The following is a 25,347-nucleotide window of genomic DNA, read 5'->3' as shown; positions in this document are numbered from 1 at the left end:
CGCGTGATCAATCAGTCAGGCGGCGGCAGGGTGCGCGGGAGTGGGCCGAGCTTCAAGTGCCCGGACTCGTGACCGACCAGCGGTCGGCGCGCGGCGCGCACCCCCTGCGGCGCATCCACATCGCAGAGGTCCAGCAACATGGCCTGGGCCCGGCCGGCGCGCTTGGCGCAATACATGGCCTGGTCGGCAGCGCGCACCAGGTCGAGCGGGGAGTGGCCCACGCCAAGACCGGCGGCGCGGGAGTCGGCCGACGGCGGGACCCAGCACTTGCTCGCTTCGTCGTAGCAAGCGACGCCCACGCTGACGGTGACATGACATGCGGTCGATGAGGCCTCGTGACGGATGGTCAGCGCTTCGACGGCATCGAGGATGCTGTGGGCCACATGCTCAGCGCCCAGGCGCGGCGTCTGCGGCAGCAGCACGACGAATTCTTCGCCGCCGTATCGCGCAACCAGATCCGCCGGGCGCAGGCTGGTGCCGACCAGCGCCTGCGCGACGGCGCGCAGGCAAACATCGCCGGCGGGATGACCATAGTGATCGTTGAACAACTTGAAGTGGTCGACGTCGATCATCAGCACCGCCAGCGGGTCACCGGCGCGCCGGGCGCGGCGCCATTCATGCTCCAGCGCCTCGTCGAAACCGCGCCGATTGGTGACGCCGGTGAGCACGTCGACCGTCGCGATCCGGCGCAGCTCGTCGGCAATGCGCTTGACACGCAGCTGGGTCTTGACGCGGGCCACGACCAGCGGCGCGTGGACGGGCTTGGCGATGAAGTCGGCCGCGCCCAGTTCGAACCCGGACAGTTCGAATTCCGGCTCGCTGTGGCTGGTCACGAAAATCACCGGCACGTCCTCCAGCGCCGGGTCTGCCTTGAGCGCTTCGAGAATCTGGAACCCGCTCATGCCGGGCATTTCTGCATCGAGCAGCACCAGGTCGGGCGCCGACTCGCGCGCGAGCCGCAGCGCATCTTCCCCGCTGGTCGCGAAGCGCAAGTTGCCCACGTCCGCCAGCATGCGACTCAGCAGCCGGATCGCGGACGGATCGTCGTCCACCAGCAGGATGCTGTCGCTCATGGCTTGTCTTCTGCACCACGCGTAGCGGCGCTGGTTGCTCGAAGATCGACGACTGCCGAGCGGTTCAGGGTGTCTTGAGCAGCGTCGAGTGCACCGGGAAGCGAAATGGTGAAACAGCTCCCCTGACCGAACTCGCTCTCGACGCGCAGTTGGCCATTCATCGCCTCCACGAGCAGACGCGTGATCACCAGCCCGAGGCCCGCGCCGGGCGTCGAGGCCAGCTGTCTGCCGAGGCGGTTGAAGGGTTCGAACAGGTGCTGGCGCTGCAACGCGTCCATGCCTATGCCGTTGTCGCTCACGGCAATCGTGATCGCATGCGAATCGCTGGTCACCGCTATCTTTGCCCAACCGCCAGGCCGGTTGTACTTGATCGCATTCGTCAGCAGGTTCAACAGGCACTGGTGCAGCCGCCCGACATCGGCGGCGCAACGGACAGGCGCCGTCCCGAGCGGGCACGACAGCGTCACGCCGGCCCGCTGCGCCAGCGCCGAGACCGCCTCCGCAGCGTCTTGCGCACACCGGGCGGCGTCCACGGGGCGCAGCTCGACCGTCAGCTTGCCCGTCTCCAGGCGGCCGAGGTCCATCACGTCGCGCATCAGGACTTCCAAATGCTTGCCGCTGGCCTGGATCTGCGTCAGACGCTTGGCCTGGACTGCAGGCATGGGGTGCTTGTCATCGGCCGCCATCAGCTGGGCGAAACCAAGCATGCCGTTCAAGGGGTTGCCCATCTCGTGGGCGATGTAGGACAGCATCAGCGTCTTGGTGCGGCTGGCCGTTTCGGCTTCGTTGCGCGAGCGTGATTCGGCTTCGAGCCGATCACGGTCGCTGGTATCGCGCAGCATCACGGTGGTCAAGCGGTCCGGCCCATCGCCAACCCGGGACACCGACATCTCGGTCGGGAAGCATTCACCGCCCGTCCGCTTGATCGTGATGCGTGCCGGGGCGTTCTGCGCTGGGTTGTCGATCAACGCACCCTCGCCCAACAGAGCTTGCATCGGCGACCCGATGGCCTGCTCGCGCTCGATGCCGAACATGCGGCAAGCCGCGGCGTTGATCAGCACCACCTTGTCATCTGCATTGCAGGTGACGATGGCGTCCGATGCGGCAGCGACGATGTCGGCGACACGCGCATCCCCCACGCGTTGCAGGTGTTCGCGCACCGACGCCAACTCGGCATCGGTGCGTCGCTTCAGCTCGAGCAGGTTGCGCACGCGTGCCTGCAGAACGGCCCGGGTGTAAGGCTTGGCGATGAAGTCTGCCGCGCCTATATCCAGCGCGCGCATCTCGCTCTGCGGATCGGAGAACCGGGTGACGAAAGCGATCGGCACGTGCCTGAAGGCGGCTTCCGCCTTGAGCGTCCTGCACACGTCGAATCCGTCGATACCCGGCATGTGCGCGTCGAGCAAGATGAGGTCTGGCAGCAGGCGACGCGCGAGTTCCAACGCATCGTCGCCGTTCTTGGCGAAGTGAAAATCGCCCATTCCAGCCAGCGTGTTGCGCAGCACGTAGATCGATGGAATGTCATCGTCGACGATCAGCAGTCGAGGCGTCTGCGTGCCGAGCAGGGGGCGTGTGGCACCTGATGCGAGGCTGTTGCGTTTCAGGTCCTCGATCAGCAGCTTGATGCGCAGGTGCGCACGCACGCGGGCTGTCAATTGGACCGCGATCAGCGGCTTGGTGACGAAATCGGATGCGCCCTTGCGAAAGGCCGTTTCTTGCATCACGGCCGTGGGGTCGTTGCTGGTGGCGAAGATGACCGGGACATCTGCCAGGACCGGGTCCGCCTTCAGCGCTTCACACACGTCGAGCCCGGTCATGCCTGGCATGTCGACATCCAGCACGATGAGATCCGGGGTTAGCTCGCGTGCCAGCCGGAGTGCGGCTTGGCCCGATGTGGCGAAGCGCTGGTCGGGGTACTGCGACAGCATCCGCGCCATGACCTGGATCGCGGACGGGTCGTCGTCGACCAAAAGCAATCGAACCTCACGCGGTGCCATCAGAGACCTTTCAGGTTCGTGTGCGGTTCGCCCACCAGTATGGGGCTCCCGTGGTCGCTTTGATCACCTGAATTGCCGATCATTGATCGCCCCGCGCTCGAGACTCCGCACGGCCGGCCTCGGGCACGGCGACAGCATCACCGGCAAGTTAGCCTCGATAGTTGTCCTGCATCGGGTAGCGCCGCGCCACCAGCGCGAACAGCAGCGCCGCCACCAGCGCGAAGCCGGCGAAGAAGAACATTAGGCAGGCCGTCTCGCTGTAGCCGGTGGACTTGATCGCCGCCAGCGCCCCCGGGCTCTTCACGCTGACGTTGGACAGCAGCACCCACAGGTTGCCCACCGTCACAGACAGGTTCCAGAAGCTCATGATGGTGCCCTTCATGGACAGCGGCGCCTGGCTGTAGGCGAACTCCAGCCCCGTGGCCGAGACCAACACCTCGCCCAGCGTTAGCAGCGCGTAGGGCAGCATCTGCCAGACGATGCTGACCGTCGAGCCTTCGTCCAGCCACAGCTGCAGCACGCCCGCGACGATCCAGGCCGCGCCGGCCAGCGCGATGCCCACGCCCATGCGCCTCAGCGCCGTCACCCGCAAGCCCATGCGCTGCAGCGCGGGGTAGAGCACCAGGTTGTTGAGGGGGATGAGGATCATCACCAGCAGCGGGTTCAGCGCCTGCATCATGGACGACTGGAACCAGGCGGGCTTGGCCATCTGGTCGGCCTGCAGCACCCAGGTCGAGGCCTTCTGGTCGAAGAGGGACCAGAACGGCGTCACCAGCGCAAACAGCACCAGCACGCGCAGCACGGCGCGCACGCCGTCCACGGCTTCGTCGGGGTGCACGCCACGCGCGCTGTCCAGTTGCAGCCACGCGCCGACGCCGCCGAACCCCATCACCAGCACCAGCGCCAGGCAGACGGCGGCGACCAGCCCCAGGCTGGTCATCTCGCTCAGGGCGTAGGCCGCCAGCAGCAGCCCCAGCGCCGCGACGGCCATCCCCAGGCCACCGCCCTTCAGCGCCGTCCACACCACCTTCAGGAAGTTGTGCGGGTTGGCGCCGCGCGCCGGCTGGTGGAGGTACTTCTTGCGGCCGCTCCACAGGATCAGCGTCGCCAGGCCCATCAGCAGGCCCGGCAGGCCGAAAGCGACGCTGGCGCCGTAGTTCTTCAGGATGACGGGCATCAGCAGCGACGCGAAGAAGCTGCCGAAATTGATGATCCAGTAGAAGGCGTCGTAGACCTTCTGCGCCATCGAGCGGTTGCTCTTGTCGAACTGGTCGCCGACGAAGCTGCTCACCAGCGGCTTGATGCCGCCCGAGCCCAGCGAGATCAGGAAGAGGCCGAAGTAGAAGCCCTTCAGGTTGTTCTCGAAGATCGACAGGCAGGCGTGGCCCGCGCAGTAGATGACGCTGAACCAGAAGATCGTCGGGTACTTGCCGAAGAAGCGGTCGGCCAGCCAGCCGCCCAGCAGCGGAAAAAAGTAGACGCCGATGACAAAGGTGTGGAACACCTCCTTGGCCTCGGCCTTGCGCATGTCCTCAGGGATGGCCAGCAGCAGGCTGGTCATCATGAACACCGTCAGGATGTTGCGCATGCCGTAGAAGCTGAAGCGCTCGCACCCCTCGTTGCCAATGATGTAGGGGATCTGCGGCGGCATCTTGGCTGCGGTGGCGGTGGTCGTCATGGAAGCCTTGGGGTTGGGCTAAGAGAAAACGCCGCGCGGCTTGTGGCCGGCGGCGTTTCGTGGGGGGCAGAACGGGGCGGTCAGGCCTTGATCAGGCCTCGAAAGGCAGCTTCACCTGGCTCAGGTCCTTGCGGGTTTCGACGAGCACCAGCGGGCCCTCGTCGACCACGGCAACCGCTGCGGGCGCACGGCCCAGCGGCGCCGGTGCCGCCTCCGCCGCAATGGCGGCCTGGACGGCAGCGATCTTGTCGGCGTCGGAGTTGACCCAGCTCAGGCCGGCACCTTCGGCAACGGCGTGCAGGTCACTCAGCGGCAGCTTGAAGGCTTCGACGACCGGGGCGGGTGTCGGTGCCGGTGTCGGTGCGGGCGGCGGCGGAGCCAACACCGGTGCGGGTGCTGGCGCCGGCGCCTGGACCTGTACCGGCGGTTGAGTGCCAGCCATCGCGTTCTCGATCAGCGAGCCCTGGGTCGGGGCGGTGGCTTCGGTCGCAACTTCCGCAGTAGCTTCTGCAGCGACAGCAGCGCCTTCAACGGCCGGGGCTTCCTGGCCGTCGACGGCGCCTTCCTCGCGGCGGTTGCGGTTGCGATTGCGGCCACCGCGGCGGCTCCTCTCGCGGCCTTCGCCTGCGTCGTCGCCTTCGGCAGCGGGTGCTGCGTCGGCGGCCACGGCGTCGCCGGAGGTTTCCGCAGGGGCCGGGGCGGTGCCTTCCGGCGCGGCTTCATCGCCGGCCGTCGTGCCTTGCTCGTCACCCTTGTCGCGGCCACCACGGCGGCGGCGGCGGCCACGGCCCTGGCGATCTTCGCCGGCCGGCGTGTCACCGGTCTGCGGCAGGCCGGCTTCGGCCTGGCTGTCGACGAAGGCGGGCGGCGCGTCGTGGAGGGCAGCCTGGTCTTCGGTCAGCGGTGCATTCAACGCCAGGGCGGCGTCGACAGGCGCCTTCTCCGGGCGATCACCGCGCGGGCGGCGCTCACCACGATCGCCGCGTTCCTGGCGATCCGGGCGTTCCTGGCGCTCACCACGCTCGGCGCGCTCGGGGCGTTGCGCTTGCTGTTCGGGCTTGTCGCCACCCTCGCCACGCGGCTTGCGGTCACCGCGCTCTGGGCGATCACCACGGTCGCCACGGGCTTCCTGCGGTTTGCCGTCACGGCGACCACCTTGGCCGCCCTGTCCACGCTCGCCGCGCTCACCGCGTTCACCACGGCGGCCACCGTCGCGGCCGCGGCCGTCACGGCCACCTTCGCGCTTGGGCTTGTCGGTCGTGCCAGCGGCCGGCGCGGGCGCCTCGACAGCGGCCACCGGTGCCGGCGCGGCGGCTCCGCCACCGAAGATGCTGCCGAACAGGCGGCTGAAGAAGCCCTTGGACTCGGGTGCCGGCGTGGGCGCCACGACGGGCGCCGGTGCGGGTGCGGCCACCACCGGCGCGGGCGCGGGCGCTGCCACCGGCATCGGCGCGGGCTCGGGCAGGATGCCCTTGATGACCGGCTCCTGGCGGTTCTTCTTCTCGACGTCGCCACGGCGCGTGATGCCGACCTCGTCGGTCGGCTCTTCGATCATCGTGTAGCTGGCCTGCAGGTTCTCCAGACGCGGGTCGTCGTGGCGCAGGCGTTCCAGCTTGTAGTTCGGCGTTTCGAGGTGCTTGTTGGGCACCATCAGCACGGTCACGCGCTGCTTCAGCTCGATCTTGGTTATCTCGGTGCGCTTCTCGTTCAGCAGGAAGCTCGTCACCTCGACCGGCACCTGCACATGCACAGCGGCCGTGTTGTCCTTCAGCGCCTCTTCCTGAACCATGCGCAGGATCTGCAGCGCCGAGGACTCGGTGTCGCGGATATGGCCGGTGCCGTTGCAGCGCGGGCAGGTGATGTGATTGCCTTCGCTCAGCGCCGGGCGCAGGCGCTGGCGGCTCATTTCGAGCAGGCCGAACTTGCTGATGGAGGCGAACTGCACGCGGGCGCGGTCGCTGCGCAGCGCATCGCGCAGGCGCTGTTCCACGTCACGGCGGTTCTTGCTCTCCTCCATGTCGATGAAGTCGACAACGATGAGGCCGCCCAGGTCGCGCAGGCGCATCTGGCGGGCTATCTCGTCGGCCGCTTCGAGGTTGGTGCGGGTGGCCGTCTCTTCGATGTCGGTGCCACGGGTCGAGCGGGCCGAGTTCACGTCGACGGACACCAGCGCTTCGGTGTGGTCAATGACGATGGCGCCGCCCGAGGGCAGGTTGACCGTGCGGCTGTGCGCCGTTTCGATCTGGTGCTCGATCTGGAAGCGGCTGAACAGCGGCGCGTCGTCGCGGTAGCGCTTCACGCGATGGCCTTGGTCGGGCATCACGTGGTTCATGAACTGGCTGGCCTGCTCGTACAGGTCGTCCGTGTCGATCAGGATCTCGCCGATGTCCGAGGTGAAGTAGTCGCGGATCGCGCGGATCACGAGGCTGCTTTCCTGATAGATCAGGTAGGCGCCCTTGCCACCCTTGGCCGCGTCGTCGATCGCGGTCCAGAGCTTGAGCATGTAGTTCAAGTCCCACTGCAGCTCGGGCGCCGTGCGGCCGATGCCGGCGGTGCGGGCGATGAGCGACATGCCCTTGGGGTACTCGAGCTGGTCGAGGTTCTCCTTGAGCTCCTCGCGATCCTCACCCTCGATGCGGCGGCTGACGCCACCACCGCGCGGGTTGTTGGGCATCAGCACGAGGTAGCGGCCGGCCAGCGACACGAAGGTGGTCAGCGCCGCGCCCTTGTTGCCGCGCTCTTCCTTCTCGACCTGGACCAGCAACTCCTGGCCTTCCTTGATCGCGTCCTTGATGGTCGCGTTCTTGACGTCGGTGCCTTCGCGGAAGAACTGGCGCGAGATTTCCTTGAACGGCAGGAAGCCGTGGCGGTCCTCGCCGTAGTCGACGAAGCAGGCTTCGAGCGAGGGCTCGACCCGCGTCACGACGGCCTTGTAGATGTTGCCCTTGCGCTGCTCGCGGCCTTCGATTTCGGTCTCGAAGTCCAGCAGCTTCTGGCCATCAACGATTGCGAGGCGCCGCTCTTCCGGCTGCGTCGCATTGATCAGCATGCGTTTCATGTCATCACTCCTCGCGCGCCGGGGGGCATCAGCCGCCGCAAAACGCGCACGTTCATCGCGCTGCCCGAGAGCAGCTCAAGATGCACGGGCGACGAGAAGAACCGAGGAAGGAATCGCCCTGGACCGAAAGCGCAACTGACCGGGGGGTCAGCGTGCAGTCGGCGTTGGCGCGTGCGCCGCAGCAGCACTCAAGCGAGCCGAGCTGCCGGCTCCCGCGCGCACCCGCCCAGCCATAGGCCGGGTCAGGGCGGCCACGCCGGCATCAAGCCGGGGCCGCTGGGGTGCGTGTGGGGGGAGGGGCATGCTCATCTGCGTGGGCTGCTGGACGCTGGTGACAGCTCACTTGGCCGGAGGGCCAGGCGCTCTGTCGCCATGGAAACCTTGTTGTCTGCGGGCGCCGTGTGCCTTCGAAACAATCAAAAGCAGCGGGGCTCGCGGGTTCTTGTGTCATCGCTCTGCCGCGTCTGTCAGCGGGCCGTTCACTCACACAGGGAGGGAACCTGCCGGCCATCGTTCGCGTTGCATCGCCTGTGGCCGCCGGGCTTTCGCCCGTTGACCGCACGTTACCGCCGCTAAAATCAAGCAAATCAAATACTTACGGCAACAACGTGGTGAAAAGGATTATAGAGGCAGCTCCATCGCCGCCCGCCACCACGCAAACCCCTCCCCCGGCAGCGGCTCCGGCGGTCAGGCGGGTGACGGTGGACGAAGGCTCCGCCGGGCAGCGGCTGGATAACTTTCTGCTGCGCGAACTCAAGGGCGTGCCCAAGACGCATGTCTACCGCGTCATCCGCGCGGGTGAAGTGCGGGTCAACAAGGGCCGCGCCCAGGCCGACACACGGCTGGAGATCGGCGACGAGGTGCGCATCCCGCCCGTGCGCCTGCCCGAGCGCGCCGCCCAGCCCGAAGCGCCGCCGCGCGAGTTCCCGGTCGTGTTCGAGGACGACCACCTGCTGGTCATCGACAAGCCGGCCGGCGTGGCGGTGCACGGCGGCTCGGGCGTGAGCTTCGGCGTCATCGAGCAGTTGCGCCGCGCGCGGCCAACAGCCAAGTTCCTGGAACTGGTGCACCGGCTCGACAAGGAAACCTCCGGCCTCCTGATGATCGCCAAGAAGCGCAGCGCGCTGGTAGCGCTGCAGGACCAACTGCGCGAGCGCGAGACGGGCAAGACCTATGCCGCCCTGGTCTGGGGCGACTGGCCGGCCAAGCTCAAGGTCATCGACGTGCCGCTGGTCAAGTTCGTCGGCGGCGACGGGGAGCGGTGGGTGCGGCCGGGCAAGGCGGAGGAGGAAGACGCCAAGCGCTCGATCAGCCTCGTCAAGGTCGTGCAGAGAACGCCGCAGTTCAGCCTGCTCGACGTGACCATCAAGACGGGCCGCACCCACCAGATCCGCGTCCACCTGCAGCAGGCGGGCCACGCCATCGTTGGCGACCCGAAGTACGGCGACTTCGAGCGCAACCGGGAGTTGGCGCGCGGGCCGGCAAAATTTGATCGTATGTTCCTGCATGCCCGCCAACTGCGCGTCGTCCATCCCGCCACGGGCGCCGAAATGACGCTGGAAGCGCCGCTGCCGCCCGAATGTGCCAACCTCGCGAACCCATGAGACCCCAACGCTTCGACCTCATCGCCTTCGACTGGGACGGCACGCTGTTCGACTCCACCGCGCTGATCGCCCGCTGCATCCAGCGCGCCGCCGTGGACGTCGGTTTGCCCGAGCCCGAGTTCGAGCGCGCCAAATACGTCATCGGCCTGGGCCTGCGTGACGCGCTGGAGCATGCGGTGCCGGGGCTGGCCGAGGACCGCTACCCCGAATTGGGGCTGCGCTATCGCCATCACTATCTGGCCTCCGAACACGAGCTGTCGCTGTTCGACGGCAGCCTGGAGATGCTGGAGGCACTGAAAGCCCGCCATCACTGGCTGGCCGTAGCCACCGGCAAGAACCGCGTGGGCCTGGACCGCGTGCTGGCGTCGAGCGCGCTGGGCCATCTGTTCGACGCCACACGCACGGCCGACGAGACGCGCTCCAAGCCGCATCCGCAGATGCTGCTGGAGCTGATGCGCGAGTTCGGCGTGGAGCCCGAGCGGACGTTGATGATCGGCGACACGACGCATGACCTGCAGTTGGCGGCCAATGCCGGCGCGCCCTGCGTGGCGGTCAGCTTCGGCGCGCATGACCACGAGACCTTTGCCGAGTTCAAGCCGCTCTTCATCGCGCATTCGACGCGCGAGCTGCACGACTGGCTGATCGCGCATGCCTGACGTGAAGCCCCTCGCCCAGTCCCTCGCCGCTGGACGCGGACGTGCCTGGTCGGTCCCCCGTGGGGACGGCGATGCTCGCGGCATCGAGCCGCAAGCACATCGCCGGACGGGCCGGCTTGGGAGCGGCCCGGCGCTCGGCCCGAGAAGGCCATTCCACGAACCAAACGTGGCGCACAACGTCATGGACAGCTGATATGGACGCTATGTCGCCGCAGCGCCTGTGTGCTTCCGCAGAGTTGGAGGAACGTGGCAAGGCGGTCAGCTTCGACGTGCTGCAGTGGCGCGAGCCGGTGCGGGCCTTCGCGCTGCGCTTCGACGACCGTGTCGTGGCCTACCTCAACCGTTGCGCGCATGTGCCGGCCGAGATGGACTGGCAGGAAGGCGAGTTCCTGGACGGCGACAAGCGCTTCATCATGTGCAGCATCCATGGCGCCGTCTACGAGCCGCTGACCGGCCGGTGCGTGATGGGGCCCTGCAACCGGGGCCGCTTGACCAAGATCGAAGTGACCGAGCGCGACGGCGAGGTCTACTGGCAGCCGACACGCGATACCAAACCCGCTTTTGAAGACTGATATGAGCCTCCCCGAAGACACCCTGCCGCCCCCGATGCCCGAGCCCGTCGGCGTGCCGCCTTCGCTCACGCCGCACAACGAAACGCTGCTGGCCCAGCTGGCGCGTGATTTCTTGCGCGAGCGGCGCGTGGAGCGGCGCTGGCGCACGGTGTTCCGCCTGTTCTGGCTGCTGATCGCGGCCCTGCTGATCTACAGCCTGTGGTGGCAGGGCCGGCATGTGGCGACGACGACGACGCCCCACACGGCCCTCGTCGAGGTGCGCGGCGAGATCGCTGCGGACAGCGAAGCCAGCGCCGAGTTGCTGCTGGCCGCGCTGCGGGACGCCTTCAAGGACGACGCGGCCCAAGCGGTCGTGCTACGCATCAACTCGCCCGGCGGCAGCCCGGTGCAGGCGGGCATCGTCTACGACGAGATCAAGCGGCTGAAGAAGCGCTACGACAAGCCGGTCTACGCCGTCGTCGAGGAAATGTGCGCATCCGGTGCCTACTACATCGCCGCAGCGGCAGACGAGATCTACGTCGACAAGGCCTCCATCGTCGGCTCCATCGGCGTGCTGATGGACGGCTTCGGTTTCACCGGGCTAATGGACAAGGTCGGCATCGAGCGCCGCCTGCTGACCGCCGGCGAGAACAAGGGCATGCTGGACCCGTTCAGCCCGCTCGTTCCCAAGCAGCGCGCCTATGCGCAGGCCATGCTGGACCAGATCCACCAACAGTTCATCGCCGTCGTGCGCGAAGGCCGGGGCAAGCGACTGAAGGAAACGCCCGAGACCTTCTCCGGCCTGTTCTGGAACGGCGAGCAGGCCGTGCAGATGGGCCTGGCGGACCACTACGGCAACCTCGACTACGTGGCCCGTGAGGTCGTCAAGGCCGAGGACGTCATCGACTACACGCCCAAGGACAACGTGGCCGAGCGCCTGGCCAAGCGCTTCGGCGCCGCCATCGGCGGCGGTGCGGTCAAGGCGCTGCGCGAGATGGCGCCGATCCGCTGAACAAATAAAAGGCCGCTGCCTTTGAGGGCAGCGGCCTTGCGCAGAGCGCTCTCGCGCTTACTGCGTCTTGGTTTCGGTCTTGGCGTCGGCGTGCTTCTTAGCGTGACGCTTGTGATGCTTGGCGCCGCTGGCGGCGTCAGCCGGCATGGCCGGCGTCGCGGCCGTGGCGGCGGTGCCGGTTGCCGGGGTCGCCGGAGTAGCCTTGACAGCAGGCGTGGCGGCGCTGGCCTTGACTGCAGGCGCAGTGGCGGGGGTCGGGCTTTGCGCCAGGGCCACACCAGAGGCGAGCGTGATGAGGGCGGTGGCGATGGCGGTCTTCAGCGTGTTCATCTTGAGTGCTCCAGGGTGTTTGGGGTTGGGAGGGCTTCGCGAAAGCTTGGGTCCACAACGACGCCCCATCGCGCCAAGTTGACGATGCACCGGGGCTTTGCAAAGCCTTACACCGCGCAGAATCGACCTCCATGAATACAGCCTCTCGCTTCGACTGGGCCGCCGGCTATCCAAGCCGGCGCAGCCCGCTGTTCGCTCGCAACATCGTCTCGACCTCGCACCCGCTCGCGGCGCAGGCGGGCCTGCAGATGCTGCGGCTGGGTGGCAATGCGGTGGACGCAGCCATCGCTGCTGCAGCCTGCATGACGCTGGTCGAGCCGTGCAGCAATGGGCTCGGCTCGGACGCCTTCTGCATCCTGTGGGACGGGCAGCAGTTGCACGGGCTCAATGCCTCGGGGCCGGCGCCGGCAGCGTGGACGCCGGATTTCTTCAAGGGTCAGGTCATGCCCAAGCGTGGCTGGGGCTCGGTGACGGTGCCCGGCGCCGTCGGCGCGTGGGTGGCGCTGAGTGAACGCTTCGGCAAGCTGCCGTTCGCCGACCTGATGCAGCCGGCCATCGAGATCGCCGAGCGCGGCTTTGCCGTGCCGCCCGTCGTGCAGGGCAAATGGGCGCTGGCTGCGGGCTTGAGCGAGCTGACATCGCAGCCCGGCTTTGCGCAAGCCTTGCTGCCCAACGGCCGGGCACCCCAGGTTGGCGAGCTGTTCCGCTTTGAAGCCGCAGCGCGCAGCCTGAAGCTGATCGCCGAATCCAAGGGCGAGGCCTTCTACCGCGGTGAGATCGCGCAGGCGCTGGCCCGCTTCGCGCGTGAGACGGGCGGTGCCTTGACGGAAGCCGACCTCGCGGCCTACCAGCCTGAATGGGTCACGCCGCTGGCCAAGGACTTTGCCGGCCACACGCTGCACGAGATCCCGCCCAACGGCCAGGGCATCGCCGCGCAGATGGCGCTGGGGTTGCTGGAGCATTGCAATGTCACGGCCCACGCCGTCGACAGCCCCGAGGCCCAGCACCTGATGATCGAGGCGATGAAGCTGGCCTTTGCCGACGTCTACCGTTACGTGGCCGAGCCTGGCGCCATGACGGTCAGCGCCGCGCAGTTGCTAGACCCCGACTACCTCGCCTCGCGGGCCAGGCTGATCGATCCGGCCCGCGCGCAGGTCTTCGGCGCCGGCAACCCCGTCAAGGGCGGCACCATCTACCTGACGGCGGCCGACGAGTCCGGAATGATGGTCAGCTTCATCCAGAGCAACTACATGGGCTTCGGCTCGGGCCTGGTGCTGCCTGGCTACGGCGTCAGCCTGCAGAACCGCGGCCACTGCTTCACGCTGGAGGCGGGGCACCCCAACCAGGTCGCGCCGGGCAAGCGCCCCTTCCACACCATCATTCCGGCGTTTCTGACGAAGGACGGCGCGCCCGTCATGAGCTTCGGCGTCATGGGCGGCAACATGCAGCCCCAGGGCCATATGCAGACGCTGGTGCGCATGCTCTGCTACGGCCAGAACCCGCAGGCCGCCTGCGATGCGCCGCGCTGGCGCTTCAACGACGGCCTGTCGATCAACGTCGAGCCGCACATGCCCGCCGCCACCATCGAGACCCTGCGCGCACGCGGTCACGAGATCGGCGACATCCACGACAGCTACCAGGACTTCGGCGCCGGCCAGTTCATCTGGCGCCTGGGCGACCCGAGTGCGCAAGGCTACGTAGCCGCCAGTGATCCGCGCCGTGATGGTGCGGCCGTGGGCTGGTGAGCATGGAGGCACTGCGCCTGAACCCTGGCGACGACCTGCGCGCCACGCTGGAGGCCAGCGGCCGCACCGGCTTTGTCGTCGCCGGCATCGGCAGCCTCGCCCACGCCCAACTGCGCTTTGCCGGCGAGCCTGGGGCCACGCTGATTGAAGGCCCGCTGGAGATCCTCACCCTCAGCGGCAGCCTGACACCCGACGGCGCACACCTGCACGCCAGCGTGTCCGACGCGGCAGGCCGCGTGTTCGGCGGCCATGTCTGCGCCGGCTGCCAGGTGCGCACGACGGCAGAGCTGCTGGTGGCGCCGCTGCCTGCCGGTTCACTGCGGCGCGAGTTCGACGCGGCCACCGGCTTTGCGGAGCTCACCGTCGAGCCACGCTGCTAGCATTCAGCGCATGACCAAGCTGCTCGATCTCGACTGACGCGCCTTCCTGGCGTGTCCTGCCTGGCGGGCCTGCGGCCCGCGCGTCGAGTCTCAACCCGAGCCGTCATGTTGTCCCGTTTCATCCAGTTCTTCGTCCTCGCGCCCAGCGACCTGCTGCGCGACGCCGTCTACCGGCGTTTGTGGACCTCCATCCTCTGCTCCTCCCTCGGTGGCCAGATCACGCTGTTGGCGCTGCCGTTGACGGCCGCCGTGATGCTGAACGCCACCCCCACGCAGATGGGCCTGCTGCAGGCGTTGGAGGTGCTGCCCTTCGCGCTGTTCTCGCTGCCCGCCGGCGTGCTGCTGGACCGCGTGCGCAAGCTGCCGGTCTACATCAGCGGCGAGGTCGCGTTGGCGCTGGCCGTCGCGTCGGTGCCTGTCGCTGCCTGGTTGGGCGTGCTGGACATGGCATGGCTCTACGTCGTCGGCTTCATCATCGGCACCGTCCACACGACGGCCGGCACCGCCGCGCAGATCGTGCTGACCCAGGTGGTGCCTCGCGAGCGGCTGGTGGAGGCGCATGCCAAGAATGCGCTGGCTTCGTCCGGCGCCGACGTGGCCGGGCCCGGCATGGCGGGCCTGCTGATCAAGCTGCTGGGCGCACCGATGGCGCTGGTGGTGGACGCGCTGATGCTGGCCGGGTCGGTGCTCATCCTGCGCGGCATCCGCGTGCATGAAGCCCTGCCGCCGCGCAAGACGCAGGACTTCTGGGCGGAACTCAAGGCCGGCCTGCGTTTCGTGCGCGATCGGCAACTGCTCGTCAGCATGGCCATCCTGATGGCCGCCTGGAACCTCTTCCACAACGCAGCACTCGTCGTGCAGATCCTGCTCGCCACACGCGAGCTGCACATGGCGCCGCAGACCGTGGGCTGGTCCTACGTGGCCATCGGCGTGGGCACCGTGCTGGCCAGCATCTTCGGCCACCGCATCAGCCGCCGCCTCGGCCCAGGGCCCTGCCTGGTGCTGGGCTTCTCACTGTGCGGCCTGGCCTGGCTGCAGCTCGCCTTCGCGCCGTCTGGCTCCTTGGGCGTGGCCAGCTTCGCGCTGATGCTGTTCGGCTGGGGCGTGGGCGCGGTGCTGATGTTCATCAACTTCCTGTCGCTGCGCCAGGCCGTCACGCCGGCGCCCATGCTGGGCCGCATGACCAGCACCGTGCGCTGGCTCATCCTGCTGCCCGCCGCACCCGGCGCGCTGCTGGGCGGCTGGCTGGGCGAGCACTTCGGCCTGCGCACGGCGCTGGCCTTCTCCGGCGTGGGCTGCGTGCTGACGGCCGTGTGGGCTTGGAACCACCCAGTGCTGCGCGGCGTGCGGGAGTTGCCCAAGCCGGTCGAGGCGGTGACCGTATGAGCGACCCTCAGGACCCGGTGTTGATCGACATCCCCGAGCGGCTGGATGGCCCGCGCACCGTGCTGCTCGCGCCGCACGCGGGCCTGGGCGCCGAGCTGGCCGTTGTCATCACGCAGGCTATCTCGCACCTGCGGCCGTGGATGCCCTGGGCGCAGGAAGCCCCGACCGCCGAAAGCTCGGAGCTGGTCGTGCGCCGCATGCAGGCCGACTTCATTGCCCGCCGTGACCTGTGCTTCCAGATCTATGCCCGTCGCCCCGACGGCAGCCCCGGCCGCATGCTCGGCGGCACCGGCCTGCACCGCATCGACTGGGTCGTCCGGCGCTTTGAGATCGGCTACTGGATCCGCCCCGAGGCGGCGGGCCAGGGCCATGTCAGCGAGGCGGTTGCGCTGCTGACGGCGCTCGCCTTCGACCGGCTGGGCGCACGGCGCGTCGAGATCCGCTGTGATGCGCGCAACCTGAAAAGCCGTGCCGTGGCGCAGCGCTGCGGCTTCGAGCTGGAGGGGGTGCTGCGCAACGAGGCCCTCGGCGTAGACGGCGCACCGCGCGACACGGCCGTCTATTCGCGGATCACAGGCTGAGGGCTGCGGGGCGCGACACGGTAATCGGCCCCAGGTCGACCGATGTGTCGATTCGGGCATCAGGCAGGTTCCATGGCGCGGCGCTCAAGCGTCGCGGGCCGCATTCCCTGGGTTGATGACACACCCAGGTTTCGCCTGCGCCGCTGCTGAGCCCGATGGCGTGCACCGGCAGGCGAGTGGCGAGAACATCGCCCATAGACGGCGAGCCGATGATGTCGTGGTGCATCTTCGACCCGACCACGGTGTGGAAGGTACCGGCCAACACGACGGCGCTGTACCCCGCGTGTCGGTCGAGCGCTGCGGAGAGGCTGTCGGCCATGCCAAGGTCTCCCTCGGCCTGGGCGAGCTTGGGGTCGAAGGGGGCGGAGCTGGCCGCCCAGGGGCGGACCAGGGCCACCAGCTGGACGGGCTGCCCTGCCTGGCGCCAGAGGCGAACCTTGTCGACCAGCTTGAGCATGGCCTCGCTGCTGCGGCCATCCTGCGTGGGCGCTGTCCAGTCGGGCTCGCTGACCAGTGCACGCCTGTCGGCGCTCTGTCCCGCCGAGGCCAGGTAGCGGTCCAGGGCGGACTGCTCCGTCACAGGCCGCTCCACCGCGAGGATCACCGGCCGGCCTTGCGCCAGTAGCCCGCAGATCAGCCGCTCGACGAAGGCGGGCGCCTGCTCGTTGCCGTGCGTCTCGCCGACGAGGACGACTCTCTCGGTGATTCGCTCAAGCGGCAGTTGCCGCTCGGCCTCGCATGTGGGCGGGGCTGCCTGAGCCAGTGTGGCGAGCAGGCCGAGGGCGGTGGCGCAGAAGGTCTTCAGCATGAGGGTCCGAGTTCGTTGACGGCGTCAGTGATGATCCCATCGATGCCTTCGGCGATGAGGCGCTCGGCCACGGCGGCGTCGTTGACGGTGTAGACCAACGCCCGCCAGCCGCTGGCATGCAGGCGCTCGATCAACGCCGCGTCCATCACCCGCCAGTTGGTGATGACGGCGACAACGCCGAGTGCCACGGTGGCCTCGGCCCAGCCGTCCCACAGTGTGTCCAGCAGCAGCGCGCGGGGCAGGGCGGGGGCGGCGTTGCGGGCACCTTCGAGCGCCTCGGGGCTGAAGGAGCTGAGCAGCGGCGGCAGGGCGGCGCCGGCCCACAGCCGCGCGGCCTCGCGCGCCGCGACCTCACCGGTCAGCCGCTCGACACCGGGGCAGGGCTTGATCTCGATGTTCAGCGCGCAGCCATTGGCCTGGCAGAAGGCAGCGATCCGGGTCAGCGTCGGCAAGGGCTCGGCAGCGAATGGCGCGCTGTGCCAGCCACCGGCGTCCAGCCGGGCCAAGTCGGCCCAGTCGACGTTGTTCGGCGAGCCCAGGCCGCTGGTCGTGCGCTCCAGCGTGTCGTCATGCAGCAAAAAGGCTTCGCCGTCGCGGCTGAGCTTGACATCGCATTCGAAGGCTCGAAAACCAAAACCGGCGCCAAGGCGAAACGCAGCCAGCGTGTTCTCCGGGGCGAGCTTGCCCGCGCCACGGTGCGCGAGCCAGATTGGATAGGGCCAGGGCTTCATCCGGCGGATTCTGGGGTGAAACCCTCTGCGATACGATCCTTTCCCTCTATGAACGCCCCGCATCCCCTGATGCCGGTTGCCGCTGCCGCAACCGACACGCCCCACGCTGGCGACGCCCCCCGCCTGCGTGAAATTCCCTACAACTACACCTCGTTCTCGGACCGCGAAATCGTCATCCGCTTGCTGGGCGCTCGCGCCTGGGAGCTGCTTGACCAACTGCGGCTGGAGCGGCGCACGGGTCGATCTGCGCGCATGCTCTACGAGGTGCTGGGCGACATCTGGGTGGTGCAGCGCAACCCCTACCTGCAGGACGACCTGCTGGACAACCCGCGCCGCCGCGGCCAACTGATCGAGGCCCTGCATCACCGCCTGGGCGAGGTGGAGAAGCGCCGCGACGCCTCTGCCGACGCGCAACGCGATGAGGCGGTGGGCGAGCTGCTGATCGCCGCGCGTGGCGCCGTGGCCGAGTTCGCGCTGATGTTCGAGCGCGTGGCGGTGCTGCGCAAGCGCTCCTCCAAGACGCTGGCCAAGCACACGGCCAAGGACAACATCAAGTTCGACGGCCTGTCGCGCGTGTCCCATGTGACGGATGCGACCGACTGGCGCGTCGAGTACCCCTTCGTCGTGCTGACGCCGGACACCGAGGCCGAGATGGCCGGGCTGGTGGGTGCCTGCTTCGAGCTGGGCCTGACGGTCATCCCGCGCGGCGGCGGCACGGGCTACACGGGCGGCGCGATCCCGCTGGTGTGGAACAGCGCCGTCATCAATACCGAGAAGCTGGAAGCGCTGCGCGGCGTGGAGATGCTGCAGCTGCCGGGCCTGGACCGAGAGGTGCCGACGATCTTCAGCGAAGCCGGTGTCGTCACGCAGCGCGTGGCGGACCTGGCGGAGCAGCATGGCTTCGTCTTCGCGGTCGACCCGACCTCGGCCGAGGCCAGCTGCGTCGGCGGCAACGTGGCCATGAACGCGGGCGGCAAGAAGGCCGTGCTGTGGGGCACGGCGCTGGACAACCTGGCCAGCTGGAAGATGGTGACGCCCGAGGCCAAGTGGCTGGAGGTGATCCGCCTGAACCACAACCTCGGCAAGATCCACGACGTCGAGATCGCCAGCTTCGAGCTGCGCTATTTCGACGCCTCGGGCACCAAGCTGGAGAAGACGGAGCGTCTGGACATCCCGGGCCGCGTCTTCCGCAAGGAGGGCCTGGGCAAGGACGTGACGGACAAGTTCCTGGCCGGCCTGCCGGGCATCCAGAAAGAGGGCTGCGACGGCCTGATCACCAGCGCGCGCTGGATCGTGCACAAGATGCCGGCCCATGTGCGCACGGTCTGCCTGGAGTTCTTCGGCAACCCGCGCGACTGCGTGCCCAGCATCGTCGACATCAAGGACTACATGTTCTCGATTGCCGGCACCGGCGTGCTGCTGGCGGGCCTGGAGCATCTGGACGACCGCTACCTCAAGGCCGTGGGCTACGCGACCAAGAGCAAGCGCGGTGGCCTGCCGAAGATGGTGCTGGTGGGCGACATCGTCGGCGACGACGCCGATGCGGTGGCACGCGCAACGTCTGAAGTTGTTCGGTTAGCGAATGGCCGCTCGGGCGAGGGCTTCATCGCCGTGAGCGCCGATGCGCGCAAGAAGTTCTGGCTGGACCGCAAGCGCACGGCAGCCATCAGCAAGCACACGAACGCGTTCAAGGTGAACGAGGACGTGGTGATCCCGCTGCACCGCATGGGCGAGTACACGCTGGGCATCGAGCGCATCAACATCGAGCTCTCCTTGCGCAACAAGCTGGCGCTGGTGACGGCGCTGCAGGCGCTGTTCACCACCGGCAAGCTGCCGCTGGGCAAGAGCGACGACGCGGGCGAGATCCCGAGCGCCGAATTGCTGGAAGACCGTGTGCAGCAGGCGCTCGCCTTGCTGCGCGAGGTGGGCGAGCTGTGGCAGCAGTGGCTTGACGGCATCGACACCGGCTTCTTCGAGGGGCTGCAGACGCACGAGCTGCGCGCGTCTTGGAAGACGCAGATCCTCAAGCCGCTCCAGGCCATCTTCAGCGGCGCGGCCTTCGAGCCGCTGCTGGCCGAGTGCAAGCGCATCCACAAGGACGTGCTGCGTGGCCGCGTCTGGGTGGCCCTGCACATGCATGCCGGCGACGGCAATGTGCACACCAACATCCCCGTCAACAGCGACAACTACGAGATGCTTCAGACGGCCCACCAGGCCGTGGCGCGCATCATGGTGCTGGCGCGCTCGCTGGACGGCGTCATCTCCGGCGAGCACGGCATCGGCATCACGAAGCTGGAGTTCCTGACCGACGACGAGATGGCCAACTTCACGGCCTACAAGCTGCGTGTCGACCCGGAAGGCCGCTTCAACAAGGGCAAGCTGCTCAAGAGCGCCGACCTGCATGCCGATTTGAGGAACGCCTACACGCCGAGCTTCGGCCTGATGGGGCATGAGTCGCTGATCATGCAGCAGAGCGACATCGGCGCCATCAGCGCGTCCATCAAGGACTGTCTGCGCTGCGGCAAGTGCAAGCCCGTCTGCGCCACGCATGTGCCGCGCGCCAACCTGCTCTACAGCCCGCGCAACAAGATCCTCGCGACCTCGCTGCTGGTCGAGGCCTTCCTGTACGAGGAGCAGACGCGCCGCGGCGTGTCCATCAAGCACTGGCAGGAGTTCGAGGACGTGGCCGACCACTGCACGGTCTGCCACAAGTGCCTGTCGCCGTGCCCGGTCGACATCGACTTCGGCGACGTGACGATGAACATGCGCAACCTGCTGCGCAAGATGGGCAAGAAGACCTGGCGGCCCGGCAACGCGGCGGCGATGTTCATGCTGAACGCGACCAACCCCGAGACCATCAAGCTCGCGCGCACGGCGATGGTGGGCATCGGCTTCAAGGCGCAGCGCTTGGCGGTGGAGCTGTTCAAACCGGCCGGCCGCAAGCAGACGGCGGCGCCACGGGCCACGCTCGGCGCCGCGCCGATCAAGGAACAGGTCATCCACTTCATCAACAAGAAGTTGCCCGGCGGCCTGCCCAAGAAGACGGCGCGCGCGCTGCTGGACATCGAGGACAAGGACTACGTGCCGATCATTCGCCCGCCCGAGCTGGCGAGCGAGTCCGAGGCGGTGTTCTATTTCCCCGGCTGCGGCTCGGAGCGACTGTTCAGCCAGGTGGGCCTGGCCACGCAGGCCATGCTCTGGCATGCCGGCGTGCAGACGGTGCTGCCGCCTGGCTACCTGTGCTGCGGCTACCCGCAGCGCGGCTCGGGCCAGTTCGACAAGGCCGAGAAGATGATCACCGACAACCGGGTGCTCTTCCACCGCGTCGCCAACACGCTGAATTACCTCGACATCAAGACCGTGGTGGTCAGCTGTGGCACCTGCTACGACCAGCTGCAGGGCTACAAGTTCGAGGACATCTTCCCCGGCTGCCGCATCATCGACATTCACGAGTACCTGCTGGAGAAGGGCATCACCCTCGGCTCCAAGACCAGCTACCTGTACCACGACCCCTGCCACTCGCCGATGAAGCTGCAGGAGCCGATGAAGACGGTGAAGGCGCTGGTGGGCGAGAACGTCGTCAAAAACGAGCGCTGCTGCGGCGAGAGCGGAACGCTGGGCGTGACGCGGCCCGACATCTCGACGCAGGTGCGCTTCCGCAAGGAAGAGGAACTGCGCAAGGCCGAAACGGCGCTGCGCGAGAGCGGCAAGGTTGGCGCGAACGAGAACCTGAAGATCTTGACGTCCTGCCCGAGCTGCCTGCAGGGCCTGAGCCGCTACGGCGACGACCTGCAGAACGGGCTGCTTGAAGCCGACTACATCGTCGTCGAAATGGCCAACCAGATCCTCGGCAAGAACTGGATGGCGGAGTACGTGGCCAAGGCCAATAACGGTGGCATCGAGCGGGTGCTGGTGTGATCGGTTGCCCGCTGTGTGAGAGCGACGGCGGCCTCGTCGTCGCCCGCACGGCGCAGTTCCGCGTCGTGCGAGTCGTCGATGGAGAAGAAGCGCGGCGTTTCCCCGCGTTCTACCGTCTGATCTGGACCGCGCATGTCGCCGAGTTCAGCGACTTGGCCCCAGCAGATAGACACGCCTGCATGGACTCTGTCACCGAGATCGAGCGGACGCTGCGGGCTTTGCTCGCGCCGACCAAGGTCAACCTCGCCACGCTGGGCAATGTCGTGCCGCATCTGCACTGGCACGTCATCGCCCGTTTCGACTGGGACAGCCACTTCCCCGCGCCCGTCTGGGCAGCGGCTCAACGCGACGAGGTGCCGGGTGGCGCGCTCGCACGGCTGGCGCAGCCACTGGCGGCGGTCGACGCCGCCATCGCGCTGGCCCTCGGCTGCTGAGCAGCACGCCCCGCGTGGTGTTCGCAACGCCACGCAAGCGTTGGGCGACATGGGGGGCACGTCAGGCGTGCTGCGCCAACTCGTTCAGCAGCGTGGCCGGCACGTCCGGTCTTTCCAGCGCGATGAAGTGGCCGGCGCTGGGCACCTGCGTGAACTGGGCGGCGGGCAGCAGCCGCTGGTTGGCCTGCCGGTCCGACGGGCGTGACCAATCCTTCTCGCCGTAGATGAGGTGGATCGGTGCCTTGACCTCGGCGTATCGCGAGCGGGCCGCAATGAGGCTGGGAAGGGCCGCGTACACCGCGCGAGCCACCGTCGAGTAGCCCGGGCGCAGGCCGACCTTGAGCAGTTCATCCAGGTAGTCATCACCGAGCGCCGTCGTGTTGACCAAGCCCCCGTTCAGCACGGCGCGCACGATGGGTTTGGGCTCCAGTTTGGCGAGCATCGGGCCGATGCCGGGCGCGAGCACGCCGGTGACGATGAAGCGCGCCAGGAAGCTCGACCGCTTGATGCCGCCGGCGTAGTCGTAGGGGTTGATCGCCACGACGCGCCGGACTCGGTCGGGCATATCCGCGGCCGTGGTCAGGGCCAGCACGGCGCCCATGGATTCGCCGAGCAGGGTCACGTCGCGCAGGTCCAGCTGCGTGAGGAGGTTCTTGACGGCGGCGCGCATCGCAGGCTCCTCATACGAGGCGCCGGGCACGATCTGCGAATAGCCCATGCCGGGCAGATCGAGCGCGTACACGGTGTACCGGTCCTTCACCAAGGCAATCAGCTTGCGGAAGTGCTCGGCCTGGGTGCGCACGGTGTGCAGCAGGACCAAGGGCGCCCCGGTGCCGCCGCTGAGGTAGCGGAGCCGGCCTTGGCCTCGGTCGCCTGTGCCGGCCGGTTCGACGTCGTGGCTGCGGGTTCCCGGGATCGTGATGCCGGATGGGGTGTCGCCGGTGATGGACATGTTCATCTCCTTGGAAGCGTGATGGCGATTCGCCGTGTTCATGCTGCAGACGGTGCGGTTCGTGCGATGGCCGTTAGCGGCTCAGCGGCCGGCGTTGGCATGTGGGCCGGGCTGTCGCGCCAGATGCGGAACCACGCGGCGTACAGCGCCGGCACGAAGACCAGCGTGAGCGCCGTGGCGCCGATCAGGCCGCCCATGATCGAGATGGCCATGGGGCCCCAGAAGACGCTGTGCATGAGCGGGATCATGGCCAGCACTGCGGCAGCGGCGGTCAGCACCACCGGGCGTGAGCGGCGCACCGTGGCCTCCACGATGGCGTTCCAGGGCGCCTCGCCTCGCGCGATGTCCTGGTCGATCTGGTCCACCAGGATGATCGAGTTGCGCATGATCATGCCGCCCAGCGCAATCACGCCGAGCAGTGCGACGAAGCCGAACGGCGCATGGAACAGCAACAGCGCCGGCACCACGCCGATCAGCGCCAGCGGGCCGGTGATGAACACCATGAACAGCCGCGAGAAGCTTTGCAGCTGGATCATCAGCAGCGTCAGCATCACCGCGAACATGGCAGGGAACACCGCGAACAGCGCGACGTTGGCCTTGTCGCTCTCTTCGATGGCGCCGCCTTCCTCGATGCGGTAGCCCAGCGGCAGGCTGTCGATGATGGGCTGCAGCGACGGCCTGATCTGCGCCGTGGCGTAGGGCCCCTGCACGCCGTCGAGCACGTCGCTGCGCACGGTCAGCGCCATGTCCCGGTTGCGGCGCCACAGCACCGGCTCTTCGAAGCTCGGCTCCACGCGCGCCATCTGCGACAGCGGCACGCTCACGCCGCTGCGGGTGAACACCTGCAGGTCGCCCAGTTGGCCGATGTTCCTGCGCTCCTCGGGCGTGGCCCGCACGACCACGTCGACGAGTTCTTCGCCACGGCGGATCTGCGTCACCGGCGCGCCGTCCAGCGTGGTTTGCACCAGGCCCTGGATGTCGGCGCTGGACAGGCCCAGGAGCCGTGCCTTGTCCTGGTCGACGTGGACCTGTACCGAGCGCACCTGCTCGTTCCAGTCGAGCTGGGTGTCACGCACCAGCGCGCTCTGGCGCACCGTCTCGCGCACGCGGTAGGCGATCTCGCGCACCTGCGCCTTGTCGGGGCCGATCACGCGGAACTGGACCGGGAAGCCCACCGGCGGGCCAAACTCAAGGCGTGTCACGCGGGCCTGTGCGTCGGGCAGGGCTTCGTCCTTGGCAAACAGCTCCAGCAGCCGGGCGCGCACCCGTTCGCGTTGTTCGATGCCCGCCGTCTTGATGACGAACTGGGCGAAGCCCGGGTTGGGCAGCTCCGGCTGGATCGACAGGTAAAAGCGCGGTGTACCGGCACCGGTGTAGGCGGTGAAGAACTCGACATCCGGGTCTTTCGCCAGCCGCGCTTCGAGCAGCTTCACTTGGGCGGAGGTGGCGGCGAACGAGGCGCCCTCGCGCAGCCGCAGCTCCACCAGCAGTTCAGGCCGCGATGCCGTCGGGAAAAACTGCTGCTGCACCAGCAGCATGCCGGCGCCGGCGATGCCGAAGGCCAGCACCGTGCCGCCCAGCACCCAGGCCCGGCGGTTCACGGCCCAGTCGATGACGGCACGCAGCTTGCGGTAGACGGGCCGGTCGTAGGGGTCGTGGTGGGTGCCTGAGGCCAGGTTCTTGGGCAGCAGCAACACACCCAGGTAGGGCGTGAAGACCACGGCCACCAGCCACGACAGGATCAGCGCCACGCCGACGACCCAGAAGATGCCGCCCGCGTACTGGCCGGCGATGGACTTGGCGAAACCCACCGGCATGAATCCGGCGGCAGTGACCAGCGTGCCGGTCAGCATCGGAAAGGCGGTGCTCGTGTACGCGTAGCTGGCGGCTTCCAGGCGGCCCCAGCCTTGCTCCAGCTTCACCACCATCATCTCGACGGCGATGATGGCGTCATCCACCAGCAGGCCCAGCGCGATGATCAGCGCGCCCAGCGAGATGCGGTCCAGTGCCCAGCCGGCCGCGTACATCACGGCGGCCACCAGGCCCAGCACCAGGGGCACCGAAGCAGCCACCACGATGCCGGTGCGCCAGCCTAGGAAGAGGAAGGACACCGCCAGCACGATGGCCAGCGCCTCCAGGAACGAGCGCTCGAACTCCCAGACCGATTCCGCCACCACGCGCGGCTGGTCGGCGTACTGCTGGATCTCGACACCCACCGGCATGTCCTTGCGCACCTCGGCCATGCGCTGCTCCAGGGCGTGCCCGAAGTCCAGCACGTTGCCCTTGGACTGCATGGTCACGCCGATGGCCAGCACCGGCGTGCCGTTGTGGCGGATGGTCATGCTCGGCGGGTCCTCGTAGCCGGCGCGCACGGTGGCGATGTCTGCCAGGCGCAGCAACTGGCCGCCCACTTCCAGCGTCACGTTGCCGACATCGGCGGTGCTGCGCAAGCC

At 68.0% G+C, this 25,347-nt stretch carries 19 protein-coding genes; 10 read left to right on the top strand and 9 right to left on the bottom strand.

Annotation, left to right across the window (positions count from 1 at the left end; all coding sequences use genetic code 11):
• Positions 1-11: 11 nt before the first annotated feature.
• From ABIS05_RS05865 to ABIS05_RS05850, 4 genes are all read right to left on the bottom strand, one after another.
• Positions 12-1,073, bottom strand: coding sequence for a diguanylate cyclase (locus ABIS05_RS05865; protein WP_348009666.1), 1,062 nt, complete (start codon positions 1,071-1,073; stop codon positions 12-14).
• Positions 1,070-3,070: a response regulator gene (locus tag ABIS05_RS05860; RefSeq protein WP_348009665.1), complete on the bottom strand. Its 2,001-nt coding sequence runs from the start codon at positions 3,068-3,070 to the stop codon at positions 1,070-1,072. The genes ABIS05_RS05865 and ABIS05_RS05860 overlap by 4 nt, the downstream gene beginning before the upstream one ends.
• Positions 3,071-3,218: 148 nt before the next feature.
• A complete protein-coding gene (locus ABIS05_RS05855; protein ID WP_348009664.1) occupies positions 3,219-4,748 on the bottom strand; it encodes an oligopeptide:H+ symporter in 1,530 nt (509 codons plus the stop codon).
• 91 nt (positions 4,749-4,839) lie between these two features.
• Positions 4,840-7,806, bottom strand: coding sequence for an Rne/Rng family ribonuclease (locus tag ABIS05_RS05850; RefSeq protein WP_348009663.1), 2,967 nt, complete (start codon positions 7,804-7,806; stop codon positions 4,840-4,842).
• Positions 7,807-8,417: 611 nt separating this feature from the next.
• Here ABIS05_RS05850 and ABIS05_RS05845 point away from each other — a divergent pair.
• From ABIS05_RS05845 to ABIS05_RS05830, 4 genes are all read left to right on the top strand, one after another.
• A complete protein-coding gene (locus ABIS05_RS05845; protein WP_407074825.1) occupies positions 8,418-9,410 on the top strand; it encodes an RluA family pseudouridine synthase in 993 nt (330 codons plus the stop codon).
• Entirely contained in the window at positions 9,407-10,066 is a 660-nt protein-coding gene (locus ABIS05_RS05840; RefSeq protein ID WP_348009661.1) for an HAD-IA family hydrolase, read from the top strand. Before ABIS05_RS05845 ends, ABIS05_RS05840 begins: the two co-directional genes overlap by 4 nt.
• Before the next feature lie 194 nt (positions 10,067-10,260).
• Entirely contained in the window at positions 10,261-10,638 is a 378-nt protein-coding gene (locus tag ABIS05_RS05835) for a Rieske (2Fe-2S) protein (protein WP_407074824.1), read from the top strand.
• Between the two features lies 1 nt (position 10,639).
• Entirely contained in the window at positions 10,640-11,629 is a 990-nt protein-coding gene (locus tag ABIS05_RS05830; RefSeq protein ID WP_407074823.1) for a S49 family peptidase, read from the top strand.
• Positions 11,630-11,686: 57 nt separating this feature from the next.
• On the opposite strand, the gene ABIS05_RS05825 is transcribed toward ABIS05_RS05830, so the two are convergent.
• Positions 11,687-11,959, bottom strand: coding sequence for a hypothetical protein (locus ABIS05_RS05825; protein ID WP_348009660.1), 273 nt, complete (start codon positions 11,957-11,959; stop codon positions 11,687-11,689).
• Between the two features lie 131 nt (positions 11,960-12,090).
• Between ABIS05_RS05825 and ABIS05_RS05820 the strand changes: the two genes are divergently transcribed.
• The 4 genes from ABIS05_RS05820 to ABIS05_RS05805 all read left to right on the top strand — a co-directional run bounded on the left by ABIS05_RS05820 (position 12,091) and on the right by ABIS05_RS05805 (position 16,051).
• Positions 12,091-13,704, top strand: coding sequence for a gamma-glutamyltransferase family protein (locus ABIS05_RS05820; protein ID WP_348009659.1), 1,614 nt, complete (start codon positions 12,091-12,093; stop codon positions 13,702-13,704).
• Positions 13,701-14,084 (top strand): PPC domain-containing DNA-binding protein, encoded by a 384-nt coding sequence (locus ABIS05_RS05815; protein WP_407074822.1) that lies wholly within the window; start codon positions 13,701-13,703, stop codon positions 14,082-14,084. The genes ABIS05_RS05820 and ABIS05_RS05815 overlap by 4 nt, the downstream gene beginning before the upstream one ends.
• 105 nt (positions 14,085-14,189) lie before the next feature.
• Positions 14,190-15,470, top strand: coding sequence for an MFS transporter (locus ABIS05_RS05810; RefSeq protein WP_348009657.1), 1,281 nt, complete (start codon positions 14,190-14,192; stop codon positions 15,468-15,470).
• On the top strand, positions 15,467-16,051 hold the full coding sequence (locus tag ABIS05_RS05805; RefSeq protein ID WP_348009656.1) for a GNAT family protein: 585 nt from the start codon (positions 15,467-15,469) through the stop codon (positions 16,049-16,051). Before ABIS05_RS05810 ends, ABIS05_RS05805 begins: the two co-directional genes overlap by 4 nt.
• On the opposite strand, the gene ABIS05_RS05800 is transcribed toward ABIS05_RS05805, so the two are convergent.
• Positions 16,041-16,859 carry a hypothetical protein gene (locus ABIS05_RS05800; RefSeq protein WP_348009655.1) on the bottom strand — a complete coding sequence of 273 codons (819 nt, stop codon included), beginning with the start codon at positions 16,857-16,859 and terminating at the stop codon, positions 16,041-16,043. The genes ABIS05_RS05805 and ABIS05_RS05800 overlap by 11 nt on opposite strands.
• Positions 16,853-17,590, bottom strand: a complete 738-nt coding sequence (ugpQ, locus tag ABIS05_RS05795) for a glycerophosphodiester phosphodiesterase (protein ID WP_348009654.1) — start codon at positions 17,588-17,590, stop codon at positions 16,853-16,855. The genes ABIS05_RS05800 and ugpQ overlap by 7 nt, the downstream gene beginning before the upstream one ends.
• 48 nt (positions 17,591-17,638) lie before the next feature.
• Between ugpQ and ABIS05_RS05790 the strand changes: the two genes are divergently transcribed.
• Positions 17,639-21,508: a DUF3683 domain-containing protein gene (locus ABIS05_RS05790; RefSeq protein WP_407074821.1), complete on the top strand. Its 3,870-nt coding sequence runs from the start codon at positions 17,639-17,641 to the stop codon at positions 21,506-21,508.
• Positions 21,508-21,942 (top strand): HIT family protein, encoded by a 435-nt coding sequence (locus ABIS05_RS05785; RefSeq protein WP_348009714.1) that lies wholly within the window; start codon positions 21,508-21,510, stop codon positions 21,940-21,942. The genes ABIS05_RS05790 and ABIS05_RS05785 overlap by 1 nt, the downstream gene beginning before the upstream one ends.
• A gap of 61 nt (positions 21,943-22,003) precedes the next feature.
• Here the strand turns inward: ABIS05_RS05785 and ABIS05_RS05780 are convergent, their stop codons facing one another.
• Together ABIS05_RS05780 and ABIS05_RS05775 are read right to left on the bottom strand one after the other, a co-directional pair.
• Complete coding sequence (locus ABIS05_RS05780; protein ID WP_348009652.1) at positions 22,004-22,894, bottom strand: alpha/beta hydrolase; 891 nt, start codon at positions 22,892-22,894, stop codon at positions 22,004-22,006.
• Positions 22,895-22,932: 38 nt separating this feature from the next.
• A partial coding sequence (locus ABIS05_RS05775; RefSeq protein ID WP_348009651.1) for an efflux RND transporter permease subunit occupies positions 22,933-25,347 on the bottom strand: 2,415 nt, incomplete at its 5' end.

This window comes from Roseateles sp., assembly GCF_039929605.1.
Lineage (GTDB): Bacteria > Pseudomonadota > Gammaproteobacteria > Burkholderiales > Burkholderiaceae_C > Pelomonas.
Note: the sequence above shows the minus strand (reverse complement) of the source record. Positions and strands in the feature narration are given on the sequence as shown.

Coding starts and splice junctions, on each gene's coding strand:
- ABIS05_RS05860 (WP_348009665.1), bottom strand. CDS start 3,070: ATGGCACCGCGTGAGGTTCGATTGCTTTTGGTCGACGACGACCCGTCC.
- ABIS05_RS05865 (WP_348009666.1), bottom strand. CDS start 1,073: ATGAGCGACAGCATCCTGCTGGTGGACGACGATCCGTCCGCGATCCGG.
- ABIS05_RS05830 (WP_407074823.1), top strand. CDS start 10,640: ATGAGCCTCCCCGAAGACACCCTGCCGCCCCCGATGCCCGAGCCCGTC.
- ABIS05_RS05840 (WP_348009661.1), top strand. CDS start 9,407: ATGAGACCCCAACGCTTCGACCTCATCGCCTTCGACTGGGACGGCACG.
- ABIS05_RS05855 (WP_348009664.1), bottom strand. CDS start 4,748: ATGACGACCACCGCCACCGCAGCCAAGATGCCGCCGCAGATCCCCTAC.
- ugpQ (WP_348009654.1), bottom strand. CDS start 17,590: ATGAAGCCCTGGCCCTATCCAATCTGGCTCGCGCACCGTGGCGCGGGC.
- ABIS05_RS05790 (WP_407074821.1), top strand. CDS start 17,639: ATGAACGCCCCGCATCCCCTGATGCCGGTTGCCGCTGCCGCAACCGAC.
- ABIS05_RS05805 (WP_348009656.1), top strand. CDS start 15,467: ATGAGCGACCCTCAGGACCCGGTGTTGATCGACATCCCCGAGCGGCTG.
- ABIS05_RS05850 (WP_348009663.1), bottom strand. CDS start 7,806: ATGAAACGCATGCTGATCAATGCGACGCAGCCGGAAGAGCGGCGCCTC.
- ABIS05_RS05825 (WP_348009660.1), bottom strand. CDS start 11,959: ATGAACACGCTGAAGACCGCCATCGCCACCGCCCTCATCACGCTCGCC.
- ABIS05_RS05835 (WP_407074824.1), top strand. CDS start 10,261: ATGGACGCTATGTCGCCGCAGCGCCTGTGTGCTTCCGCAGAGTTGGAG.
- ABIS05_RS05810 (WP_348009657.1), top strand. CDS start 14,190: ATGTTGTCCCGTTTCATCCAGTTCTTCGTCCTCGCGCCCAGCGACCTG.
- ABIS05_RS05800 (WP_348009655.1), bottom strand. CDS start 16,859: ATGCTGAAGACCTTCTGCGCCACCGCCCTCGGCCTGCTCGCCACACTG.
- ABIS05_RS05820 (WP_348009659.1), top strand. CDS start 12,091: ATGAATACAGCCTCTCGCTTCGACTGGGCCGCCGGCTATCCAAGCCGG.
- ABIS05_RS05780 (WP_348009652.1), bottom strand. CDS start 22,894: ATGTCCATCACCGGCGACACCCCATCCGGCATCACGATCCCGGGAACC.